This window comes from Actinocorallia herbida, from assembly GCF_003751225.1.
In the GTDB taxonomy this organism is placed as follows: Bacteria; Actinomycetota; Actinomycetes; order Streptosporangiales; family Streptosporangiaceae; genus Actinocorallia; species Actinocorallia herbida.
Genome location: NZ_RJKE01000001.1, coordinates 4,074,771 through 4,095,243, shown reverse-complemented (window position 1 = coordinate 4,095,243; position 20,473 = coordinate 4,074,771). Strand labels below are relative to the sequence as shown.

Annotated in this window: 22 protein-coding genes; 14 read left to right on the top strand and 8 right to left on the bottom strand. The window is 71.9% G+C overall.

Annotation, left to right across the window (positions count from 1 at the left end; translation table 11 throughout):
• Positions 1-45 precede the first annotated feature (45 nt).
• Positions 46-987 (bottom strand): helix-turn-helix domain-containing protein, encoded by a 942-nt coding sequence (locus EDD29_RS18940; RefSeq protein ID WP_123665692.1) that lies wholly within the window; start codon positions 985-987, stop codon positions 46-48.
• 106 nt (positions 988-1,093) lie between these two features.
• Here EDD29_RS18940 and EDD29_RS18935 point away from each other — a divergent pair, with 106 nt between their 5' ends.
• Positions 1,094-2,188, top strand: coding sequence for a helix-turn-helix domain-containing protein (locus EDD29_RS18935; RefSeq protein ID WP_211359790.1), 1,095 nt, complete (start codon positions 1,094-1,096; stop codon positions 2,186-2,188).
• Positions 2,189-2,221: 33 nt separating this feature from the next.
• The gene (locus tag EDD29_RS18930) at positions 2,222-3,181 is read left to right on the top strand and encodes a helix-turn-helix domain-containing protein (protein WP_123665690.1); all 960 of its coding nucleotides are present in this window, start codon (positions 2,222-2,224) and stop codon (positions 3,179-3,181) included.
• A 66-nt stretch (positions 3,182-3,247) separates the two neighbouring features.
• Here the strand turns inward: EDD29_RS18930 and EDD29_RS18925 are convergent, their stop codons facing one another.
• Positions 3,248-3,700: a MarR family winged helix-turn-helix transcriptional regulator gene (locus EDD29_RS18925; protein ID WP_123665689.1), complete on the bottom strand. Its 453-nt coding sequence runs from the start codon at positions 3,698-3,700 to the stop codon at positions 3,248-3,250.
• 107 nt (positions 3,701-3,807) lie between these two features.
• On the opposite strand from EDD29_RS18925, the gene EDD29_RS18920 reads away from it, so the two are divergent.
• A complete protein-coding gene (locus tag EDD29_RS18920; protein ID WP_123665688.1) occupies positions 3,808-4,674 on the top strand; it encodes an alpha/beta fold hydrolase in 867 nt (288 codons plus the stop codon).
• 32 nt (positions 4,675-4,706) lie between these two features.
• Here the strand turns inward: EDD29_RS18920 and EDD29_RS18915 are convergent, their stop codons facing one another.
• Together EDD29_RS18915 and EDD29_RS18910 are read right to left on the bottom strand one after the other, a co-directional pair.
• The gene (locus EDD29_RS18915) at positions 4,707-5,438 is read right to left on the bottom strand and encodes an NUDIX domain-containing protein (RefSeq protein WP_123665687.1); all 732 of its coding nucleotides are present in this window, start codon (positions 5,436-5,438) and stop codon (positions 4,707-4,709) included.
• A gap of 46 nt (positions 5,439-5,484) precedes the next feature.
• Positions 5,485-5,913, bottom strand: a complete 429-nt coding sequence (locus EDD29_RS18910) for a nitroreductase family deazaflavin-dependent oxidoreductase (RefSeq protein ID WP_123665686.1) — start codon at positions 5,911-5,913, stop codon at positions 5,485-5,487.
• 412 nt (positions 5,914-6,325) lie between these two features.
• Here EDD29_RS18910 and EDD29_RS18905 point away from each other — a divergent pair, with 412 nt between their 5' ends.
• Both EDD29_RS18905 and EDD29_RS18900 read left to right on the top strand, forming a co-directional pair.
• Positions 6,326-7,735 carry an MFS transporter gene (locus tag EDD29_RS18905; RefSeq protein ID WP_123665685.1) on the top strand — a complete coding sequence of 470 codons (1,410 nt, stop codon included), beginning with the start codon at positions 6,326-6,328 and terminating at the stop codon, positions 7,733-7,735.
• A gap of 43 nt (positions 7,736-7,778) precedes the next feature.
• Positions 7,779-8,357: a TetR/AcrR family transcriptional regulator gene (locus EDD29_RS18900; RefSeq protein ID WP_123665684.1), complete on the top strand. Its 579-nt coding sequence runs from the start codon at positions 7,779-7,781 to the stop codon at positions 8,355-8,357.
• Between the two features lie 23 nt (positions 8,358-8,380).
• Here the strand turns inward: EDD29_RS18900 and EDD29_RS18895 are convergent, their stop codons facing one another.
• Both EDD29_RS18895 and EDD29_RS18890 read right to left on the bottom strand, forming a co-directional pair.
• The gene (locus EDD29_RS18895; protein ID WP_123665683.1) at positions 8,381-8,848 is read right to left on the bottom strand and encodes a hypothetical protein; all 468 of its coding nucleotides are present in this window, start codon (positions 8,846-8,848) and stop codon (positions 8,381-8,383) included.
• 50 nt (positions 8,849-8,898) lie between these two features.
• Positions 8,899-9,483 carry a methyltransferase family protein gene (locus EDD29_RS18890; protein ID WP_123665682.1) on the bottom strand — a complete coding sequence of 195 codons (585 nt, stop codon included), beginning with the start codon at positions 9,481-9,483 and terminating at the stop codon, positions 8,899-8,901.
• Positions 9,484-9,581: 98 nt separating this feature from the next.
• Between EDD29_RS18890 and EDD29_RS18885 the strand changes: the two genes are divergently transcribed.
• Positions 9,582-10,199 carry a TetR/AcrR family transcriptional regulator gene (locus tag EDD29_RS18885; protein ID WP_123665681.1) on the top strand — a complete coding sequence of 206 codons (618 nt, stop codon included), beginning with the start codon at positions 9,582-9,584 and terminating at the stop codon, positions 10,197-10,199.
• Positions 10,200-10,382: 183 nt separating this feature from the next.
• Positions 10,383-10,634 (top strand): hexameric tyrosine-coordinated heme protein, encoded by a 252-nt coding sequence (locus EDD29_RS18880; protein WP_123665680.1) that lies wholly within the window; start codon positions 10,383-10,385, stop codon positions 10,632-10,634.
• Positions 10,635-10,726: 92 nt separating this feature from the next.
• Here the strand turns inward: EDD29_RS18880 and EDD29_RS18875 are convergent, their stop codons facing one another.
• Both EDD29_RS18875 and EDD29_RS18870 read right to left on the bottom strand, forming a co-directional pair.
• The gene (locus tag EDD29_RS18875) at positions 10,727-11,560 is read right to left on the bottom strand and encodes a nitrilase-related carbon-nitrogen hydrolase (protein ID WP_246052843.1); all 834 of its coding nucleotides are present in this window, start codon (positions 11,558-11,560) and stop codon (positions 10,727-10,729) included.
• The gene (locus EDD29_RS18870; RefSeq protein ID WP_123665678.1) at positions 11,553-12,335 is read right to left on the bottom strand and encodes an IclR family transcriptional regulator; all 783 of its coding nucleotides are present in this window, start codon (positions 12,333-12,335) and stop codon (positions 11,553-11,555) included. Before EDD29_RS18870 ends, EDD29_RS18875 begins: the two co-directional genes overlap by 8 nt.
• A 266-nt stretch (positions 12,336-12,601) precedes the next feature.
• Here EDD29_RS18870 and EDD29_RS18865 point away from each other — a divergent pair, with 266 nt between their 5' ends.
• Genes EDD29_RS18865 through EDD29_RS18835 form a run of 7 tightly spaced genes read left to right on the top strand, consistent with a single transcriptional unit; the run spans position 12,602 to position 20,462 of the window.
• A complete protein-coding gene (locus EDD29_RS18865) occupies positions 12,602-13,615 on the top strand; it encodes an ABC transporter substrate-binding protein (protein ID WP_170201465.1) in 1,014 nt (337 codons plus the stop codon).
• Positions 13,615-14,529 carry an ABC transporter permease gene (locus EDD29_RS18860; RefSeq protein WP_123665676.1) on the top strand — a complete coding sequence of 305 codons (915 nt, stop codon included), beginning with the start codon at positions 13,615-13,617 and terminating at the stop codon, positions 14,527-14,529. The genes EDD29_RS18865 and EDD29_RS18860 overlap by 1 nt, the downstream gene beginning before the upstream one ends.
• A complete protein-coding gene (locus EDD29_RS18855) occupies positions 14,526-15,347 on the top strand; it encodes an ABC transporter permease (RefSeq protein ID WP_123665675.1) in 822 nt (273 codons plus the stop codon). Before EDD29_RS18860 ends, EDD29_RS18855 begins: the two co-directional genes overlap by 4 nt.
• A complete protein-coding gene (locus tag EDD29_RS18850; protein WP_123665674.1) occupies positions 15,344-16,486 on the top strand; it encodes an ABC transporter ATP-binding protein in 1,143 nt (380 codons plus the stop codon). The genes EDD29_RS18855 and EDD29_RS18850 overlap by 4 nt, the downstream gene beginning before the upstream one ends.
• The gene (locus EDD29_RS18845) at positions 16,483-17,181 is read left to right on the top strand and encodes a DUF1028 domain-containing protein (protein WP_123665673.1); all 699 of its coding nucleotides are present in this window, start codon (positions 16,483-16,485) and stop codon (positions 17,179-17,181) included. The genes EDD29_RS18850 and EDD29_RS18845 overlap by 4 nt, the downstream gene beginning before the upstream one ends.
• The gene (locus EDD29_RS18840; RefSeq protein WP_123665672.1) at positions 17,165-19,183 is read left to right on the top strand and encodes a CocE/NonD family hydrolase; all 2,019 of its coding nucleotides are present in this window, start codon (positions 17,165-17,167) and stop codon (positions 19,181-19,183) included. The genes EDD29_RS18845 and EDD29_RS18840 overlap by 17 nt, the downstream gene beginning before the upstream one ends.
• Complete coding sequence (locus tag EDD29_RS18835) at positions 19,176-20,462, top strand: M20/M25/M40 family metallo-hydrolase (RefSeq protein ID WP_148086012.1); 1,287 nt, start codon at positions 19,176-19,178, stop codon at positions 20,460-20,462. The genes EDD29_RS18840 and EDD29_RS18835 overlap by 8 nt, the downstream gene beginning before the upstream one ends.
• Positions 20,463-20,473: the final 11 nt, after the last annotated feature.

The window sequence follows — 20,473 nt, the reverse complement described above, 5'->3', positions numbered from 1 at the left end:
AAGACCCCGCGAACACCCTCCCAGGGCACTTCACCCGTTACCAGGTCAAGACGTGCGGTGCTGGTGGCGCCAGGCGCGGGGGGTGAGGCCGTGGGCCTGGCGGAAGCGGCGGGAGAAATGGGCCGGGTCGGTGAAGCCCCAGGAGCGGGCGACGGCCTCGATGGTGCGGCGGGCGTGGCGGGGGGAGGCGAGGTCGCGCCGGGCGCCCTCCAGCCGGTGCTCGATGATCCATTGTTCGAGGCTCACCTCTGCCTCGCCGCACAGCCGGTAGAGGGTGCGGACGGAGACGTGGTGGGCCTGGGCGATGCGCTGCGGGGTGAGGTCGGGGTCCGTCAGGTGCAGGCGGGCATAGGAGAGGATCTGGGTGAGGAGCGTGGGGTCGTCCTCGACGTGCCGGGGCGGTGCGGTGACCGAGAGGATGACGGCGCGGGCGAGCTCGAGGGTCGCGGTGGCCAGGGCGTCCGCGGCGGGACCCGCGCTGAGCCGGTCGGCGTCGTGGTGCAGCGCGCGGACATGGTGCAGCAGCAACGGGGCCGCGGCGCTGGTCGCGATGAGGGGGATCGCGGCGCGCACCTGGTGGTCGGGCAGCGCGAGCCGGTCGGCGTCGACCATGACGGCCAGCGACTGCCCGCTCCCGGACCAGCCGTAGTCGTAGCCCGCGGTCTTCTGGGACATGACGAGGGACGTAAGGTCGATGCCGCGCGGCGTCCCGTCCCAGACGGAGAAGGCCTCGCCATGACTCTGCGTGGTGATCGAGATCGTGTTCACCGAGTCGCGCCTGACCTGCCGCAGCGTGCGCCCGACCCGGATCCCCGAACCCCGGGTGGAGAACATCGTCAGCGGACCGAAGTTCCAGCGTTCCAGCCGGATCCTGGTGTCCGGACGCTCGTGCTCGATCGTGCAGAGCCCGCTCTCCGTCGCGGCGACGGCCTGGAACGCCTCGATCCGTCGCGCGACGGGAAGGGTCTCGGTGTCGAGGACCAGCATCGGCTCCGTCCCTCCCCCGTCGTGCGCCGTGCACCCGTCAGGCCGCGGTGCACGCCGCCTCCTCGTAGTATCGACGGCTCCGCGTGTCGTTCGCATTAACAATGTCGTGTTCTCTCCGGAAAGCACCACCACCGGGCCGCCGCGTGCGCTGGCGCTGTCGGGCAAGAGGGTGGCACGGAGAGCCAGGACGGCGCCCGCCGCCTGCACGACGATCATCCCGACGACGACCGTTGGGGACGCCATGCTGGTACTGGACACCGCCGACCATCCGAACGCCGAACGGGCCGAGGCGTATCACGCCGTGGCCGAGGGCGAGGCGGGCACCTGCTCGATCGAGTTCGAGCCGGACGAGCGCGGGGAGATCTGGCAGCGGCTCGAGGTCTGGCAGTTCGGCCCGGTGAGCATGATCGCCACCTCCGGCACCGGGATGCGCTACCGGCGCACCCCGCGGCACATGCGGATGGACTCCAAGCACTCCATCTCGCTGCTCACCCACCCCGTCGGCACCGGCGGGATCGTGTGGAACGACTACCAGGACCGCCTCTGCGCGCAGACGCTGAACCTGGAGCACCGCACCGACGCGTACTACGAGTACACGTGGTCGGGCACCGGCATGATGCTCGCCTGCGTGATCGACTTCGACCGCCTCGAACTGCCCGCGGCCACGATCCGGGACGCCATCCCGCTCGCGTCCCGCAGCGGGGTCGCCCCCCTACTGTTGAACCAGATGCGCGCCCTGCACCGGAACGCCGACCTGATCGCTGAGGACCCGGGCGCGGAGGCCATCGGCGGCTCCCTCGTCGCCCTCAGCCGGGCGCTCGTCGCCTCCGTGACGTCCGACGCGGGCACCCGGCGCGAGGTGGCCCAGGAGACCCTGGTCCCGCGGATCCTCGCCTACGTGCGGGCCAACCTCGCCGACCCGGAACTCACCCCCGAGCGCATCGCCCACGTCCACAACATCTCCCGGCGGACCCTGTACCGGCTGTGCGAGGCCAACGGCATCAGCCTGGAACAGTGGATCATCCGCCGCCGACTGGAACACGCCCGCCATGACCTCACCGCGCCCGAACACGCCCGCCGCACCATCGAAGCCATCGGCCGTGCCTGGGGCTTCACCAACCCGAACTACTTCTCCCGCCGCTTCCGCCAGACCTTCGGCGTCACGCCCAGCCAGTGGCGCCGCCGGCGCGGCGAGGACTGACGCGGTGCGGAGCCCGCGCCGGGAGGCCGTGCCGTGCTGATCCTGGACACCGACGACCTGCCGCGCCGCGACCGGGTCGACGCCTACAACGCCGCGGCCGTCGGGACCTCCGGCGCCTGCTCCATCGAGCACGAACTCGACGAAGGCGTCCGGTTCCGCAAACGCATGGAGATCTGGCACTTCGGACCCGTCGTGCTGTTCGCGAACTCGGGCTCCGGGATGCGTTACTGGCAGACCGAGCAGCACCTGCGCCTGGACGGACGGGACAGCATCTCGCTCTTCAGCCAGGTGCACGGCACCGGTGGCTTCGTCTGCAACGACCGGCAGCGGTCGCTGACGTCCGCGGACCTCGCCTTCACCTGCAAGAGCGCCGGCTACTGGGAGACCCGCTGGTCCGGCGCCGGCGAGAGCATCGCCTTCATGCTGGACGCCGAGCGCCTCGGGCTCCCCGGGAGCATGATCCGCGACGCGACGCCGCTGGCCGAGCACAGCGAGATCGCCCCGATGCTGCTCACCCAGCTGAAGGCCATGCGGGGAGACGCCGAACGGCTCAGCGGAGACGCGGGCGTCGAGGCCCTCGGCGACGCCGTCGTCTCCCTCGTCCGCGCGCTCGTCGCGTCGGTCTCCGCGCCGAGGCCGACCCGCCTGTCCGTCGCCGAGGAGACCCGGTACACCCGGATCCTCGCCCACCTCCGCGCCCACCTCGCCGACCCCGGCCTGACCGCCGCGCGCGTCGCCGCCGTCCACAACCTCTCCGTCGCCGCGCTCCACCGGATCTTCCACGACCACGGCGCCGACCTGGACCAGTGGATCGCCCACCACCGCCTCGAAGGCGCCCGCGCGGACCTCGCCTCACCCGCCCACGCCCACCGCCCCGCCACCGACATAGCCCGCTCCTGGGGCTTCGCGGACCCCGCCCGCTTCACCCGCCTCTTCCGCCGGACCTACGGCGCCTCACCCGCCCAATGGCGGCACCGGCACCTCACCCCCTAGCCGAGCCCACACCCACCCGCACCCTTCCGGGCACGCCCGCCGCCGGCCGGAAGTCCGGCGCGGAGGTCAGTCGCGCAGGCGGGACAGCGATCGGGGGGTCAGATGGCGGGCCAGCTCGTCCAGGAGGGTGAGGACCTCGGCGAGCCGGGCCGGGTCGGCAGAGCCCAGGGCCTTGGCCACGGAGGTGTCGATCGGCGCGGCGCGGACCTCTTCGACACGGGGGGAGATCCCGGGGGCGGGGTGGATGAGGACGCGGCGCCGGTCGCGGGTGTCGGGTTCGGAGACCACGGCTCCGGTATCGCGGAGGCGGGCGACCGCGGCCGAGACCGCGCTCTGCGGGAGGCCGGTCCGGTCGACGATCTCGCTGACCGCGCTGCCCGGGTGCGCGCGGATGTCGCCGACCACGATCAGCACGGTCCGGATACCGCCGAGTTTGCCGTCCGGCGCCTCAGCGGCCAGCGTCTCCTCACCGATCTTCATCAGCGTGCGGCCGAGCAGGAACAGGTCCACTCCGTTCATGCCCCGAGATTACATCCACGAAGATGCATCAGTCTTGATGTATCTAATTTGATGGATTATGGTGATCGTGAACGCGGCACCCCGCCGTCGGCACGAAAGGCCACCGCATGTCCGCCGCCATCACCGGCCACCTCCCCGTTCCCGGCGCCACGCTCTACTACGAAGTGCGCGGCACCGGTCCGATCCTGCTCATCTCGCAGAGCGGCGAGGGCGACGCCGGCCGCAGCACCGACCTGGTCGACCGGCTCGCCGACGTCCGCACCGTCATCACCTACGACCGCCGCGGCCTCTCCCGCAGCACGCCGCGCGACCCCGGCCGCCCGGCGACGATGGCCGACCACGCCGACGACGTCCACCACCTCCTCGCCGAGCTCACCGACGAACCCGCCGCGATGCTCGGATGCAGCCTCGGCGCCGTCATCGGCCTGCGCCTCGCCGCGCACCGCCCCGGTGTGCTGCACACCCTCATCGCCCACGAACCCGTCGCGCCCGTCCTGCTTCCCGCCGCGGAGCGCGCCCGCCACGAACACGAACTCGCCGACATCCGGCGGCTCTACCGCAGCGATGGTCTCGCACCCGCGCTCAGGGCGATCGCCGACGCCCTCGGCATCGATCCCGCACGGCCCGACGCCGAACCCGGCCTCACCCCGCAGCCGATGACCCCCCTCCGCGTCGCGAACTTCCGGTACTTCATCGAGCACGACTTCACCGCGGTCATCGACGACGCACTCCCCGTCTCCGCGTTGGCCGCCTCCACCACCAGGATCGTGCCCGCGGCGGGGCGCACCACCCCGCCCACCGTCTTCGACCGCCGCTGCGCCGAAGACCTCGCCGCCCTGCTCGGCACGGAACTCGCCGAGTTCCCCGGCGGGCACAACGGCAACACCACCCACCCGCGCGCGTACGCGGCCCGCCTTCTCGACGTCCTCGGCGCTCCGGCTCCCGCTCCGCAGGCGAGGCCCGCCCGGGCGTGAGCCCCTCGGCCGGGCCACCTGCGGGCTCTACCTCACGGGGTCCCGAAGAGGCGGAGGAGGCCGGGGAGGTAGTCGGCGGCGTGGCCGGGCAGGTCCGCGAGGTCGTCCGACGAGCGCAGGAGGACGAGGTCGTCGAGTTCGGGGGTGCGGCCCTCGGCGGTCTCGGCGGCCGTGGCCTCCGCGAAGGCGGCGCGAAGGGCCGCGACGGGCCGGGGCGGGGCCTGGAAGAGGAACCCGATGCTGATACCGCGGACGACGGTGACCAGCGTGAGGTCGTCGGGCGAGGTCACGATCCCGGTCTCTTCGCGCAGTTCCCTGGCCGCGTGCCCGCGCAGGGTCGCCAGGTCCATGGCCTCGCCGGGCGGGGGCGGCTCGACGGTGCCGCCCGGCAGTAGCCAGCGCGACGGCACCGAGGTCCACGCCGCCATCCGCCCGACCAGGAAACCGCCCTCCGTAGCGGGCTGGACGACCGAGGCGTACACCCCGGGCAGCGGCGCCGCCCCCGGGACCCGGTGCAGGGCCCCGTACCGGAAGGTCGCCCTCGCCCACGTCAGGGCGAGAAGGTCCGCTTCGAGCCGGATCCCCGTCAGCACCACGATCGGGCCGTCGAACAGGGCGGGATTGGCCGTCACCGCCTCGTCCCACGCCCTGTCCATGGCCCGCCGGTGCTCCGCCGGCAGCTCCGGGGGCCGCCCTTCGACCAGCCGCACCCGGCGGGCGGCCAGCAGCTCGACGTCCTGCGATCCATCCCGCGTCTCGGTCATCCCCGCATCCTCTCGCCTTCCCGGCCGCCCGCGCGGGAGGCGCCGGTCAGGCCCCGGGCGCGGTGTCGGGCGTGAGCTCCAGGACGACGACGGGCAGGGTGCGCGACGTCTGCGCCTGGTAGCCGCCGTACCCCGGGGCAACGCGCACGACGTGGCGGAACAGCGTGTCCCGGCGTTCGCCCTCGGCGGGGACGGCGACGGCCTCGTGGCGTTCGGCGCCGATCTCCACCTCGACCCGGGGGTGCGCGACCAGGTTGTGGTACCAGGCGGGGTGCCGGTGGGCGCCGCCCGCGGAGCCGACGACCAGGAGGAGGTCGCCGTCCCGGACATAGCCGAGCGGCACGGTGTGCGGCGCCCTGGATCTCGCGCCAATGGTGGTGAGCAGGAGCAGGTCGCCACCCTCGAACGGGCCGCCGACCTTTCCGGAATGGGCACGGAACTCGTCGATGATCTGCTGGTTGAACGATGCGGGCATGTCAAATCCAAATCTAAAAAGTACCGAAGGGAATCGCGCGCACGGCGAAGTTCGCCCCTGGCGGATGAGTGGAAAGCAAGGTCAGCGCGCTGGCACGCGACGAAGCAGCGCGCCAGGAGAACGTCGGATCAGACGCGGCGCACGGGATACACGCTCATGGAATCGCCCCTCAGGCGGAAAGGTGCTGGCCCGATCGCCGGCCTGCCCACTGCTCTTCGGCCGGCGTCACGCTGCACGCCGACAATTACACGGAACGCCGCCGGAATTGTCAACTCCGATGCGCCCGCGGCGGCTCCCGACCTGAGGCGGGCGATCCGGATCACAAAACCGGACCATAGGGTCCGGTTCTGCGGTAGCGTCTCGGCTGCTAAGTGGACCCGTAGGTCCGCATCGACGGAGTGAGGAGTCGCGGGTGGGCGAGAAGGAGACGCCGAAGGGCGGGCGCGAGGGGCTGCTGGTGGTGATCCTGGCGCTCGCCGCCGCCGCGTTCGCGCTGGCGCAGACGGCGGTACTGCCCGGGATCGGCGTACTGGGCGGGGAACTCGGAGCGTCCGCGACGGACATGTCGTGGGTGATGAGCGGATATCTGCTCTCGGCGGCGGTGCTGACGCCGGTGTTCGGCAGGCTCGGCGACATGTACGGGAAGCGACGGCTGCTCATCGCGGCGCTCGTGCTGTTCGCGGTGTCCAGCGCGGTCGCGGCGCTCGCCCCGAACGTGTGGGTGCTGGTGGCCGCGCGGATCGTGCAGGGCGCGGGCGGCGGCATCATCCCGCTCTGCATGGGGATCATCAGCGACACGTTCTCACCGCGGCGGCGTCCGATGGCGCTGGGCATCGTGGGCGCGACCGCGGGCATCGGCGCGGGCGGCGGCCTGGTCATGGGCGGCCTGCTCATCGACCACGCCTCCTGGCCGTGGATCTTCTGGAGCGGCACGCTGATGGGCGTCGCCGCGGCGCTCGGCTCGCTGCTCCTGCCCGGCGACGGGGCCCGCACGCCCGGCCGGATCGACTTCGGCGGCCTGGTCCTGCTGACGGTCGGGCTCGTCGCACCGCTGTTCGCGCTGACCCGGACGTCGACCTGGGGCTGGGGCGACACCCGCACCCTCGGCCTCATCCTCGGCGGCCTCGCGGTGCTCGTCGTCTTCGTCCTCTACGAGCGGCGCACCGCCGACCCCCTGGTCGACATGCGGGTCCTGGGCCGTCCGGCGGTACTGACCACCAACATCACGATGCTCATGTTCGGATTCGGGATGTTCGGTGCGTTCATGCTGATCCCACAGCTCGCCCAGACCCCCCGGGCCGTCGGCTACGGACTGGGCCTCAACGCCACGGGCGCGGGCCTGCTGATGCTCCCCGGCTGCCTCGTGATGCTCGTCGCGGGCGGCCTGGCCGGGGCGATCGCGATGAAGACCGGACCGAGGGTCACCGTGACCACCGGCGCCGTGCTGGCCTCGGTCGGGCTCGCCGCGCTCGCCCTGTCGCACGGCTCGCAGGCCGCGGTGATCGGCTGGTCGACCGTCCTGTTCGGCGGCATCGGCCTCGGCATGGCGGCGATCCCGAACATCATCGTCGAGGCGTGCCCCCGGGAGATGAGCGGACAGGCCACCGGCGTGAACTCCCTGATCCGGTCACTCGGCTCGTCCCTCGGCAGCCAGATCGTCGCGACCCTTCTGGCCGGAAGCGTGACCCTCGCCGGCCACGTCCCGACCGACGCCGCCTACGGGCATGCGTTCTGGCTCGGCGCCGGAGGACTCGCCCTCGCCGCGCTCGCGAGCCTTCTCATCCCCCGCAAGTCCTCCCCCACCACGGTCCTCGCCGCGTGATCGCAGGTCACGGCGCGCCCCGGGAGACGGCAGACTAGGGATCATGTCTCCAGCGCCCCCGCACGACGCGGACCCCGTCACCGCCGACTGGTCCGACCGCCGCGCCGACGCCCGCCGCAACCACGAGCGGGTCGTCGCCGCGGCGCTCGAGGTCTTCGCAGAGCGGGGCCTGGAGGCCACCGTCCCCGAGGTCGCCGCACGCGCCGGGGTGGGCAAGGCCACCGTCTACCGCAGCTTCCCCACCAAGGACGACCTCGTCGCCGCCGTCGCCCGCCACGAGATCGCCTGGCTCACCCGGCGGATCGCCGCCACGCCCGACGACGACGCCTTCACCGCCCTGCGCGACCTGCTCGCCGACATCGTCGAACGCGTCGCGGAGAACCGGGTCCTCGCCGAGATCCTGCCCAAGACCCGGCTGACGGACGGCACCGGCCACCAGGACCGCGTCGAAGGCCTCCTGGACGCCGCCCGCCGCCAGGGCACCCTGCGCGAAGACGCCACGTCCCAGGACATCAAGATCCTCATCAGCGGCTGCTGCCGCGTCCTGATCGAGCTCGGCATCCGCGACCGCCGCCAGTGGCGCCGCTACGCCGTCCTCTCCCTCAACGCCCTCCGCCCCTGACCGATCGCGACATCCGGCCGCCGTCAGGCCCCTTCGACGGGGTCGGCTCCGATCCATCCCGAAGTCCACCGATGCCGTCCGAGCCCTACTGCCGCGAACTCGTCGAACTCCGTGCCGCGCACAGCGCCCAGTCGGCGGAGCGCCTGGGAGATCGGGCTTCCCTCCACCGGGAACCGCTCGCCCTCCGCGACGTGGACGGGACCCCACTCCAGACGGCCAGCCTGCCACACCACGGCGCGCTGTGCGCCCGTGCCGCCGAAGTACTCCGCCTCGACGTAAGCCACCGGCCCGTCTATCGACCAACGTGCCAGTTCCGCCGCGAGGCCGTCCGGCAAGTCCCAGAAGCCCAACGCGGCAGCCCCGCCGAAGGCATCGCGCAGCCTGTCGGTCACCGGGAGGAGCGCGAGCCCCTGCCCGAGCGTCCCCGGCGCCTCCGCCCGCCCGGACAGCACGTCCCCCGATGCGAGTACCGCCCGCAGCTCGTAAGCCATGACGCCACCCAACCACGCCCGATGCGCGGCCCGCCCACCGGCGGAGCCCGTCAGCCTCGGCCGACGGCCGGAAGGAAGCGGCCGGTCCTGGCGGCGTAGGCGGTGTAGGCGACGCCGTGGATCCGGCGGAGGTGCGGCTCCTCGACGGCACGGACCTGGACTTCGATCGCGAGCAGGACCAGGGCCAGGCCGACGAGGGACGGGAGGTTCGGGGTCATGGCGGCCAGGCCGGCGAGGGTGGCGAGCATCGCGGTGTAGATGGGGTTGCGGACATGGGCGAACGGGCCATCGGTGACGAGGTGGGTCCGTTCGCCCGGATCGACGCCGACGCGCCAGGAGGGACCCATCGAGAGCTGGGCCGCGAGCGTCGCCGCGATCCCGCACACCGCGACGACCATGCCCGGGAAGGCGAGCGCCGGATGGTCGAGGCCGCCGAGGCCGGCCAGCGCGGCGACGGGCCCGGCCGCGCAGCAGAGCAGGCCGACGGCCAGGAGGGCGGCCACCGCGCGCTGGGCACCCGTGACGCCACCGACGCGGAAGCCCGTGTCGCCCGTGCTCCGCAGCTGGATCCAGGCGCGCAGCCCGAACCCGACGAGGGCCCAGATCGTGAAGACGGCAAGTGCGGTCACCGCCATGGCGGTCCTCCTCCGCAGAGTGTTCAATCGGTCTTCCGACCACGATTCTGGGCACGCGCGCGGGCGTGCGGCTACTCGCTTTCACGGAGGTTCCAGACATGCCGGAAAGGCGCCTGAAACCGCGTAAAGTCCCTGGTCAGCTGCGTGCGCTCGAGACGCGTGGACGGCTGCTCGAAGCGGCTGCTCGCGTTTTCGCCGCGCACGGATACGCCGCCGGCACCACCAACCGGATCGCCGAGGAGGCAGGGCACTCCATCGGCTCGCTCTACCAGTACTTCCCGAACAAGGACGCGATCCTGCTCGAGCTCGCGTCCGCGCACGCCCGTGCGGGGATCTCCGCGATCGAGCAGCGCCTCGCGGAAGGACTGCCGGACGCGCTGGACGACCGGATCCGCCTGTTCGTCCAGGCCGCCCTGGACAACCACCGCGACGACCCCGCCCTCCACGCGGTCCTCTTCGAACAGGCGCCCCGCCCGCCCGAGTTCGCCGCCTTCCTCCGCGACGCCGAACGCGGCGCCGTCGAGACCGCCGCCGCGCTCCTGGGCGCCGATCCGACCGTCACCGTCGCGGACGTCCCGATGGCGGCCTTCCTGACGGTCACCACGATCGAGTCCTCAGTCCACCGCTTCATCGCCCGCGACCCGTCCGAACCGACCGACCGCTTCGAGAACGAACTCGTCACCATGCTGGTCCGCTACCTGACGACGCCCCCGTGAATGGAGCGGCCGGGATATCACTCGGCTGAGGGAGGCGTGAGAGGCAGGACGCCATGACCATGGGAGGGCTGGCGCCGGGGCGCCCGCGCGGCGTCTCGGATATCCATCGGATGTGCGACGCGCGGCAGGCGTCTTCGCGGCGACGATGGGGCGGTCCGCAGCACCCCTGAGAGAGGCAGCGACATGACTCGTGTTCCCGACGAGGGACTCATCCTGGTTCCCGGTGGCACCCTGATCACCGAGACCCCCGAGGAAGGCCGCGCCCTGGCCATCGCGATGGTCCGCAACACCGTCCACACGATCCAGCCGGAGCTGGAGGCGCTCCAGGCCGGCCGGGCCCAGTACGCCACCGACGCCGGCGAGCTCATCGCCGCCGTCCAGACCGTCAGCATGGAGTTCCAGACCATAGCCGCCGCGAACCACTACTGGCGCTGACCCGCCCCCTCCCGACCGCGGCAGCCCGGACGCGAAGGCAGCCCGGACGCGAAGGCAGCCCGGGAACCGGGCTGCTTCGCTCGGGTGGGGGCTCAGGAGGGGGTGTTCAGGGCGTAGAGGTGGGGGCGGCGGTCGGTGAAGACGTGGTTGACGGGGGAAAGGGCGCGGTCGCGGGCGGCGGGGAGGGGGAGGTCGGCGATGGCGATGTGATCGGCGGCGGGGGTGGCGAGGGGCCAGCCGTCGGGGTCGATGATGATGCTGCCGCCGGTGAAGGGCTGGGCGCGTTCGGTGCCCCTGCGGTCGCAGGCGGCCAGGAAGACGTGGTTGGCGCGGGCGGCGGCGCGGGCCACGAGGACCTGTGGGGGTTCGGTGCCGGAGCGGATCTCAGCGCGGGACCAGTTGGTGGGGGCGGCGATGAGGTCGGCGCCCGCGAGGGCGAGGGAGCGGGGCATCTCGGGGAACTCGAGGTCATAGCAGACGAGCACGCCGATCCGGCCGTGGACCGTCTCCACGACGGGCGGAGGATGGTCGCCGGGGGTGAAGAAGCGCTTCTCGCGATGCCACAGGTGGGTCTTGCGGTAGACGGCGCGGATCCCCGCGCGGTCGAGGACCACGGCGCTGTTGTAGACCTTCCCGGACGCACCCGCCTCGGGGAAGCCCGCGACGAGAACCGCGTCGCCCTCCCCCAGCGCCGCCCGCCAGCCGTCGAAGACGGAATGGGTCAGCGGCAGCGCCATCGAGCGGACCTCGTCGGCGCCGTCGAACAGGTACCCGGACGTCGCGAGCTCCGGCAGCACGATGACGTCCGCGCCGCGCGCGACGCACCCGCGCACGGTCTCCGTGGTGTGCCGGACATTGGCCGCCAGGTCGAGCAGCACCGGTTCCGTCTGGCAGACCGCCACCCGGGTCATGGCGGGTTCACTCATCGACGACGGCCGGGCCGTGCGGTTCGACGAAGCGTTCCTCGATGCGCCTGGCGGCCTCCCGCACGGCGATGGCCGCCGCTCCGGCCCGGCCCGCGAAGCGGAACGACGGGCCGGAGACGCCCAGCGCCGCGATGACGTCACCGCGATGGTCGTGCACGGGGGCGCCGACGGCGGTCAGGCCCTCTTCGAACTCGTCGGTGACGATGGCGTAACCGTCGCGGCGGACGTCCGCGATGCGGGACAGGAGGTCGTCGATCCCGTCGATGCCGCGCAGACCTCGCGTTTGGACGGGCGTTCCGTCGTACATGCGCCTTATGTCCGCATCCTGCATCCCGCCTAGAAGCACCCGGCCGACGGACGTGGAGAACACCGGCCAGATGCCGCTCGTCGCCTGCACCGCGTGGTTCGGCACCCGCTCCAGCACGGTGAGCGCCTCGTAGTTCGACATGACGGACAGGTAGACCGACTCGTTCGTCGCCGCGAGGAGGTCGTCGAGCACGGGTTCCGCCGACGCCAGCAGCCGGTGGTCGCCACTGCGCCGGGCCATCGAGTAGATGCGCCAGCCCAGCCGGTAGGCGAGGGTCTTCGGGTCGCGGTCGATCAGCCCGTACTCGGCGAGCACCTTGAGGCTGCGCGAGATCTGGCTCTTGTCCTTGTCCAGGATGTTCGCGATCCGGGTGACGCCGAGACCGCCCTTGGTGAGCGCCTCGGCCGACTCGAGGACGGCCAGGACGTCAAGGCCCCTTCTGATGCTTGTGTCGCGCTCGGGCGCCATCGCCACCTCACTCGTTCGCCGTGGGAAGCGCAGCGCACCGGGGAGGACGCTGCGGGACTGATGTCATTATGACAACTCCATTTGCCTCTAGTGCAACGAAACCAATTCTTAACAGAACCGACCTTGGCACGAGCTAACGCGAACCATAGCCTCCATGCCACAACACCAACATCGGTTGTAGCTATGGCAACGCACTGATCGAACCTGGAGGTTCCATGCGCCGACCGTCTTTGCGGAAGCTGGGTTCCGTCGCGGGAGCACTCGCGATGACCGCTGTCCTCGCCGCCTGCGGCGGAGGCGGGGACTCGCAAGAGGGCTCCGCCGACTCGGCTGCGGTCTCCTTCCTGAACTACCCCGGGTGGATCGGCGAGACCGAGATCGCCGACTTCCAGAAGGCCAACTCCGGCATCACGGTCAAGGAGACCGCGATCGCGGAAGGCGGCTCGGCGGCCCTGGCCAGCCAGCTCGCCCAGAACAAGGGCGCCTACGACCTCGTGCTCGCCGGCAATGTCACCGCGAAGCGCCTGGACCAGGGCAAACTGCTCGGCGAGTTCGACCCGGCGAGCGTGCCGAACCTGGCGAAGATCCCGCAGGAGTACCGCGACGCCTTCCCGTGGGGCGTCCCGACCAACACCGGCAAGGTGGGCATCGCCTACAACAAGGCGCTGGTCCCGAATCCGCCGAAGTCCTGGAAGGAACTCTTCGACCGCGCCGACGAGTTCAAGGGCAAGATCGTCTTCCCCGACTACGACAGGGACGTCATCTCCATCGCCCTCCTGTCCCTCGGCTACGACCTCAACTCGACCGACACCGATGAGCTCGCCAAGGCGGAGAAGCTCATCATCGACATGAAGCCCAAGCTCCTCGCCTTCGCCTCCTCCGACCAGGACAAGCCCCTGATCGGCGGTTCCGCCGCGATCGCCGTCCTGTACGACTACACCTACGCGGGCGCCGAAAGCGACAAGATCGGCTGGATCTCCCCGGCCGAGGGCACCCCCGGCTACATCGAGGGCGTCGTGCCCGTCGCCGGCGCGAAGAGCACCGCGGCGTCGATGAAGTTCCTCGACTTCCACCTCGACCCGGTGAACTACGCCGGATTCATCAACACCACCGGCGCCTCCTTCCTGATGAAGGACGCCGAAGGCTCGATCGACAAGAAGATCCTCGACAACGTCGCGCTCAAGCCCAGCGACACCTCTCCCTTCCTCGCCGAGGAGTTCCTCGACACCAAGACCGAAGAGGCGCGCAACGCGATGTGGCAGCGCGTCAAGGCGTCCTGATGACGCTCCTCAAGACCGGCTCCCCCTCCGCCCCGTCAGCGTCGACGCGGCGGAGGGGCGGCCCTCGCCTCCAGGCCTGGCGGGCCCGCCTCCTCATCACGCCGATGTCGCTGTACGTCGTGCTGTTCTTCGTCGCGCCGCTGATCCTGCTGCTGGTCTACAGCCTCGGCAGGATCGACGTCCTGACGTTCGAGGTGTCCTTCGGCTGGACCCTGGACAACTACCGGGCGCTCGTCGACGGCGTGTACGTCGGCGCCATCGTCAGGTCGCTCGCGCTGACCGTCACCGCGACCCTCGTCTGCGTCGCCATCGGCTTCCCCGTCGCCCTGGCCATCAGCCGGCTGCGCGGCCCCCTGCGCACGCTCTGCCTCGTCGGCGTGGTCGTGCCGTACTGGATCAGCTTCGTCGTCCGCACCTACGCCTGGCTCGACCTGCTCGCGCCGAACGGACTCGTCAACGAGTTCCTGACCGCGCTCCACCTCATCCCCGACGGCACCGAACTGCGGTACACCACGTTCGCGATCGCCGTCGGCATGGTCTACGGCTACCTGCCGCTGATGATCCTGCCGATCTACGTCGCGCTCGAACGGATCGACCCGGCGATGATCGAGGCCGGATACGACCTCGGGCTCGGCCGGGCCAAGGTGTTCTGGAAGATCATCGTGCCGCTCGCCATGCCCGGCACGATCGCGGGCGCGCTCCTCGTCGGCATCCCGGCGACGGGCGAGTACACGATCCCGGCGATCCTCGGCGGCGAGAAGACGCTGATGGCGGGCAACGTCGCCGCCGACCAGTTCCTCGGCACCGGCAACTTCCCGTTCGGCGCGGCCATCGGCTCGGCACTGATGGCGATCATGCTCGTCGTGATGTTCCTGTCGCGGCGCCGCCTCGACCAGTTGGAGGACATCGCGTGAAACGCCGCCGCTTCCGCGTCAGCCTGCCGCACGTCATGCTGGTCGCCGTCCTCGTCTTCTTCTACGTGCCCATCGGCAAGGTGATCGTCAACGCGTTCAACGCCGACGAGTCGCTCAACACCTGGGGCGGAGCCACGCTCCGCTGGTTCCGGGAGGCGCTCGGCAGCGAGCGCGTCCGCGACGACTTCCTCACCAGCGCCTCGATCGCGGGCCTCTCGACGGTCATCGCGGTGGTCCTCTCGGTCACCGCGGTCATGGGCGCGGCCAAGCTCTCGCAGAGCTCGCGCCGCAGGCTCCAGACCCTCACCTACGCCCGGATGATGCTGCCCGAGGTCGTCATCGCGGTCGGCCTGCTGCTGCTCATCCGGCGGCTCGACCTGACCCTCGGCCTGTGGTCGGTCGTCGCCGGGCACGTCATCTTCTGCTCGGCGTACGCGACCCTGGTGATCCAGGCCAGGTTCGCCACCCTGAAGGGGACCTACGACGAGGCCGCCGCCGACCTCGGCGCGCCCCCGTGGCGCGCGTTCGTGCGGGTGCTGCTGCCGATGCTGCTGCCCGCCATCGCCATCAGCTCCCTGCTGTCCTTCACCTTCTCCTTCGACGACGTGGTCTCCACGGTGTTCCTCGCCGGACCCGAGACCGAGACGCTGCCGATCCTCATCCTCGGCATGTCCCGGCAGGGCGTGTCGCCGGACGTCAACGCCATCGCCGTCTCGTTCATGGCCGTCACCATGCTCGCCCTGGCCCTGTTCGGCCTCGCCTCCTGGTGGCGGAGCCGTTCGGTACAGGGCGGCACCGCGAGAAAGGACTCCCAATGATCGGGGCATCGACCTCTCCCCTCGCCGGAAGGCGGAGCCGCAAGGCCGCGCAGGCCGCCGAGGGCAGCGCCTCCCTCGAACTCGACGCCCTGTGCTGCTCGTTCGGCGCGGACAATCCCGTCGTGAAGAGCGTGGACCTCGAGATCCGGGGCGGTGAGTTCTTCTCCCTGCTCGGCCCGAGCGGCTGCGGGAAGACGACGACCCTGCGCATGATCGCGGGTCTGGAGCAGGCGACGAGCGGGCGCATCCTGCTCGACGGCGCCGAGATCCAGGACGCGCCGCCGCACCGGCGTCCGGTGCACACCGTCTTTCAGAACTACGCGCTGTTCCCGCACCTCAGCGTCTACGACAACGTCGCCTTCGGCCTGAAGGAGCGGCGCGCGGGCGCGGCCGAGATCGAGGAGAAGGTCTCCTCGATGCTGGAGCTGGTCGAACTCGGCGGGCGGGAGCGGCTGCGGCCGCGCCAGCTCAGCGGCGGCATGCAGCAGCGGGTGGCGCTCGCGCGCTCGCTGGTGCTCAGCCCGCGCGTGCTGCTGCTGGACGAGCCGCTCGGCGCGCTCGATCTGCGGATGCGCCGCCAGATGCAGGTGCTGCTCAAGTCGGTTCAGCACGAGCTCGGCATCACCTTCGTCTATGTCACGCACGACCAGGAGGAGGCGTTCGCGATGTCCGACCGGGTCGGCATCATGCAGAACGGCGAGCTCATCCAGGTGGGCGGGCCGCAGGAGGTCTACCACGAGCCCGCGACGCTGTTCGCGGCGAACTTCGTGGGCGCCTCCAACACGCTGGAGGCCAAGGTCACCGGCAGCTCGGACGGTCATTACGACGTCGAGATCGCCGGGCTGGGCGGAGCGCGGATCCCCGGCCGGGGCGAGGTCTCCGCGGGCGCCACCGCCACCGTCATCCTGCGGCCCGAGGTCGTGGCGATCGAACCGGCGGAAGCCACGGACTTCCACTGTGCGGGGACCGTCGAGGACATCTCGTTCCTCGGCGCGCAGACCTCGGTGCGGATCGCGCTGCCCGACGGGCGCTCGGTCAAGGCGGAGATGCCGAGCCGGAACCTTCCGGCCTCGCTGCGGCCCGGCGAGACCGCCCGGGTCGGCTGGCAGGCCCGCGACCTGTGGCTGGTGGCCCGATGACCTACTCGATCATCGCCCGCTGCGCCAGGACGGGGCGGCTGGGCGTCGCCACGGCGACCTCCGACATGGCGGTCGGCGCACGGGTGCCCTGGGTGCGCAGCGGCGTCGGCGCCACGGTGACGCAGCACCGGACCGATCCCCGGCTCGGGCCGCGGATGCTGGACGTCCTCGCCGCGGGCGCGACCGCCGCCGACGCGGTGCGCGCGACCGTCGGGTCCACGCCGGACGCGGTCTGGCGGCAGCTCGCCGCGATCGGGGTGACGGGACCGGCGGCGGCCTTCACCGGGGAACGGATCGACGCCTCGGCCGCGACGACGGTTCTCGCCGACGACCACGCGGTGGTGGGCAACATCCTCGCGACGCCTGAGGTCGGGCCCGCGGTGAGCGCGGCGTTCCTGGCCGATCCTTCGGCGGAGCTGGCGGCCCGGCTCGTCGCGGCGCTGGAGGCGGGGCTCGCCGCGGGCGGGGAGGACGATCCGTTGCGGTCGGCCGCCCTGGTCGTCCACGGGGAGCAGCCGTTCCCGCTGGTGGACCTGCGGGTCGACGACCACGGCGAGCCGCTGACGGAGCTGCGGAGACTGTGGGAGATGTACGCGCCCTCGGTCGGTGAGTACGTCCGGCGGGCGCTGCTTCCCGACGGGGCGACAGGGCTCGCGCCCGTGGCGGAAGGCGGCGTCGGTGTCCGAGGAGCCTGAGATCATCACCGGCCTGCCCTACGAGGTCGAGGTCCGCGAGCATGTACCGGTCGAGATGGGCGACGGGGTCTCGGTCTCGCTCAAGCTGTGGCTGCCGGTGGGCGCCGGGCCCGTCCCCGCGGTGCTGGAGGCGATGCCCTACCGCAAGGACGACGTCGCGCTCTCCGACGACCACGTGCGGATGGCCTATGTCGCGGGCCACGGGTACGCGTGCGCCCGGATGGACCTGCGCGGCAGCGGCAATTCCGAGGGCGTGCTGCTCGGCGAGTACCACCCGCAGGAGCAGGAGGACATCGCCGAGGTCATCGGGTGGCTCGCCGCGCAGACCTGGTGCACCGGCGCGGTCGGGATGACCGGAATGTCGTGGAGCGGGTGCAACACGCTGCACCTCGCCGCGCGGCGGCCGCCAGCGCTCAAGGCCGCGATCAGCGTCTACTCCGCCGACGACCACTACGGCAACGACATCCACTACATGGGCGGCGCGGTCCTGGCGTTCTACCTGGCGGTGTGGGGGCATGTGATGCTCTCCTTCAACGCCCGGACGCCGGACCCGGCCGTGGTCGGCGACGCCTGGCGGGCGATGTGGCTGGAGCGGCTCGAGGCGAATGTCCCGTTCTCGTTCGAGCGGATCGGGCATCAGCGGCGGGACGCCTACTGGTCGCGGTTCTCGGTCCGGGACGATCCCGGCGCGATCGAGGTGCCGATGCTCGTCGTGGGCGGGTGGTCGGACGCCTACACCGACTCGGCGCTGCGGCTGGTCCGGGACCTGCCCGGGGTGCGCCGCGGGATCATCGGGCCGTGGGGGCACACGTGGCCGGAGCGCGCCGTGCCCGGCCCGTCCATCGGCTTCCTGCAGGAGACGGTCCGGTGGTGGGACCGGTGGCTGAAGGACGTCCCGAACGGGGTCGAGAACGAGCCGCTGCTGCGCTGGTTCGCGCAGGACACGGCGGAGCCGCGCGCCGACCTGACATCGCGCGGCGGTCGCTGGTACGGGACCGATGAGGTGCCTTCGCCCGGGGCCGGTTCTGCCTGGTACCTCACGGAGGCCGGGCTTGATCCGGTCGCGCCGGGCGACGGCCGTACCGTCTCGCACTCCAGCGCGCTGACGCTGGGGGCGAGCGCGGGTTCCTGGCTTCCTTACGGCACCCTGACGGACCTGCCCACCGACCAGCGCGAGGACGACGCGCTCTCGTTGTCGTTCGACTCGGCCGTGCTGGCCGAGGACACGATCGTCTTCGGGGAGCCCGTCCTTGACCTCGTGGTCTCCGCGGACCGGCCGGTGGCGACGGTCGTCGCGCGGCTGTGCGCGGTCGCGCCGGACGGGGCGTCGAGCCTGGTCGCCCGGGGCGTGCTCAACCTGACGCACCGGGACGGGCACGCCGCGCCGGAGCCGCTGGAGCCAGGCCGGGAGTACCGCGTGCGGGTGCCGCTCAGCGGGGTCGGCGAGCGGATCCCGGCCGGGCACCGGCTGCGGGTCGCGCTGTCGACGCAGTACTGGCCGTGGATCTGGCCCGCGCCCGAGACGCCGACCCTGGGCGTGCGGCTCGGCGAGGGAAGCCGCCTGCTGCTGCCGACGACCGTGCCGGACGACGCGCCGGTGTCCTTCGGGCCGCCGCGGATCGCGGCCCCTCCCCCGGTCTCGTCCCTGCGCGCGCACGAGCCCGAGATGACGCCGGGCTTCGACCCGGAATCCGGACGGCGCACGTTCCGCCTGGTCCGCGACCTCAACGGCGACCGGGTCTTCCCCTCCGGGCTGCGCTACGCCGACGACGAGCGCTGCGACTTCTCGATCCACCCCGACGACCCTCTCTCGGCGTCCGTGGACCTCGACCGCACGATCCGCATCGGCCGCGCCGACTGGCGGACCCGCATCCGCGTCCGGACCCGCATGACGAGCACCGCGACCGAGTTCACCCTGTGGTCGTCGGTGACGGCCTGGGAGGGCGACCACGAGATCTTCACCCGTGACTACACCCACACGACGGGCCGCGACCATGTCTGATCCCACCCCGTCCCGACCATCTGTTCCCGCACCGTCCGAGGTCGGCACGTTCGAGGTCGGCACGGTCGGGTCCGGGCCGTTCGAGAGGAAGTCGGAGGTCTCCGTGGCGGACATGCTGGCGGAGCGGATCGCCCGGTTGGCGGGGGAGCTTCCGCTGATCCTGGAGCGGACCCGCGCGCTGGTGGAGACCGACAGCGGGTCGCATGACCCCGTCGGGGTCGACGCGGTCAGCGGGCTGATCGGCGCGTATCTTCTGCCGCTCGGGTTCGCGGTGTCGAGCACGTCGATCGGCCCGGACCGGGGCGGCTGCTTCGAGGCGACGCTGACGCTCGGCGAGGGCGTCTCGGTGCTGGTGCTCGGGCACGCCGACACGGTGTGGCCCGCGGGCACGGCGGCCGAGTGGCCCTTCACCAGGGAAGGCGACGTGCTGTCCGGGCCCGGCGTCGGCGACATGAAGTGCGCGCTGGCGATGGCGGTCTCGGCGATCGGGGCCGCGCTGGAGGCCGGGATGCCCGGCGTCGGCCGGATCACCTACGCGCTGGTGCCCGACGAGGAACTGGGCAGCGTCGGCAGCCGGGCGTGGATCGAGGACCTCGGCCGCCGCACCGATGTGTGCTTCACCCTGGAGGCCGGCCTCGACGGCGGCGGCGTCATCACCTCGCGCGGCTCCGTCGGCGCCATGGTGCTCACCGCGCGCGGGCGCACCGCGCACTCGACCGAGACGACCGGCGCAAGCGCGCTAGCGGCGGTGGCCCCTTTGGTCGAGAGCCTTGAGGCCCTGACGAACCGGGCAGCGCGCACGATCTGCACGGTCGGCATCCTGCGTTCCGGGACGGCCCGCCAGGTCGTCCCCGACCTCGCGGAAGTCCACGTGGACCTGCGCGCTCCCACCACCTCCGCCGGCGACGCCCTCGCCGCCCGCGTGGCCGACCTGGCCGCCGCCCGAGCGACCCCCGGCGTCACGATCGAGGTGACGGGCGGGGTCACCCGTCCGGCCATGCCCGCGACCGTCTCGGACCGCCTGTTCGCCCTGGCCGGGGAACTCACCGCCCCGGTGGGCCTTCCCCTGCGCCGCGTCGCCGAGATGGGCGGCTCCGACGCCAGCTTCGTCGCCCGGTTCGCCCCGGCCGCCATCGACGGCATGGGCCCGCTCGCCTTCGACCAGTGCAGCAGACGCGAGACCGTCGAGGTCCCGAGCATCATCCCCAGAACGGCCCTCCTCTCCTGCCTTCTCAGCCGCGCCGCGGAGGCCGTCGCATCCGACGGGGTCGTGCCATGACCGCCCCTCCG

Bases quoted from the DNA above. Each gene is read 5' to 3' on its own strand.
- EDD29_RS18940 (WP_123665692.1), bottom strand. From the start codon at position 987: ATGCTGGTCCTCGACACCGAGACCCTTCCCGTCGCGCGACGGATCGAG.
- EDD29_RS18925 (WP_123665689.1), bottom strand. From the start codon at position 3,700: ATGAACGGAGTGGACCTGTTCCTGCTCGGCCGCACGCTGATGAAGATC.
- EDD29_RS18920 (WP_123665688.1), top strand. From the start codon at position 3,808: ATGTCCGCCGCCATCACCGGCCACCTCCCCGTTCCCGGCGCCACGCTC.
- EDD29_RS18915 (WP_123665687.1), bottom strand. From the start codon at position 5,438: ATGACCGAGACGCGGGATGGATCGCAGGACGTCGAGCTGCTGGCCGCC.
- EDD29_RS18910 (WP_123665686.1), bottom strand. From the start codon at position 5,913: ATGCCCGCATCGTTCAACCAGCAGATCATCGACGAGTTCCGTGCCCAT.
- EDD29_RS18900 (WP_123665684.1), top strand. From the start codon at position 7,779: ATGTCTCCAGCGCCCCCGCACGACGCGGACCCCGTCACCGCCGACTGG.
- EDD29_RS18895 (WP_123665683.1), bottom strand. From the start codon at position 8,848: ATGGCTTACGAGCTGCGGGCGGTACTCGCATCGGGGGACGTGCTGTCC.
- EDD29_RS18890 (WP_123665682.1), bottom strand. From the start codon at position 9,483: ATGGCGGTGACCGCACTTGCCGTCTTCACGATCTGGGCCCTCGTCGGG.
- EDD29_RS18885 (WP_123665681.1), top strand. From the start codon at position 9,582: ATGCCGGAAAGGCGCCTGAAACCGCGTAAAGTCCCTGGTCAGCTGCGT.
- EDD29_RS18880 (WP_123665680.1), top strand. From the start codon at position 10,383: ATGACTCGTGTTCCCGACGAGGGACTCATCCTGGTTCCCGGTGGCACC.
- EDD29_RS18875 (WP_246052843.1), bottom strand. From the start codon at position 11,560: ATGAGTGAACCCGCCATGACCCGGGTGGCGGTCTGCCAGACGGAACCG.
- EDD29_RS18870 (WP_123665678.1), bottom strand. From the start codon at position 12,335: ATGGCGCCCGAGCGCGACACAAGCATCAGAAGGGGCCTTGACGTCCTG.
- EDD29_RS18865 (WP_170201465.1), top strand. From the start codon at position 12,602: ATGACCGCTGTCCTCGCCGCCTGCGGCGGAGGCGGGGACTCGCAAGAG.
- EDD29_RS18860 (WP_123665676.1), top strand. From the start codon at position 13,615: ATGACGCTCCTCAAGACCGGCTCCCCCTCCGCCCCGTCAGCGTCGACG.
- EDD29_RS18850 (WP_123665674.1), top strand. From the start codon at position 15,344: ATGATCGGGGCATCGACCTCTCCCCTCGCCGGAAGGCGGAGCCGCAAG.
- EDD29_RS18845 (WP_123665673.1), top strand. From the start codon at position 16,483: ATGACCTACTCGATCATCGCCCGCTGCGCCAGGACGGGGCGGCTGGGC.
- EDD29_RS18835 (WP_148086012.1), top strand. From the start codon at position 19,176: ATGTCTGATCCCACCCCGTCCCGACCATCTGTTCCCGCACCGTCCGAG.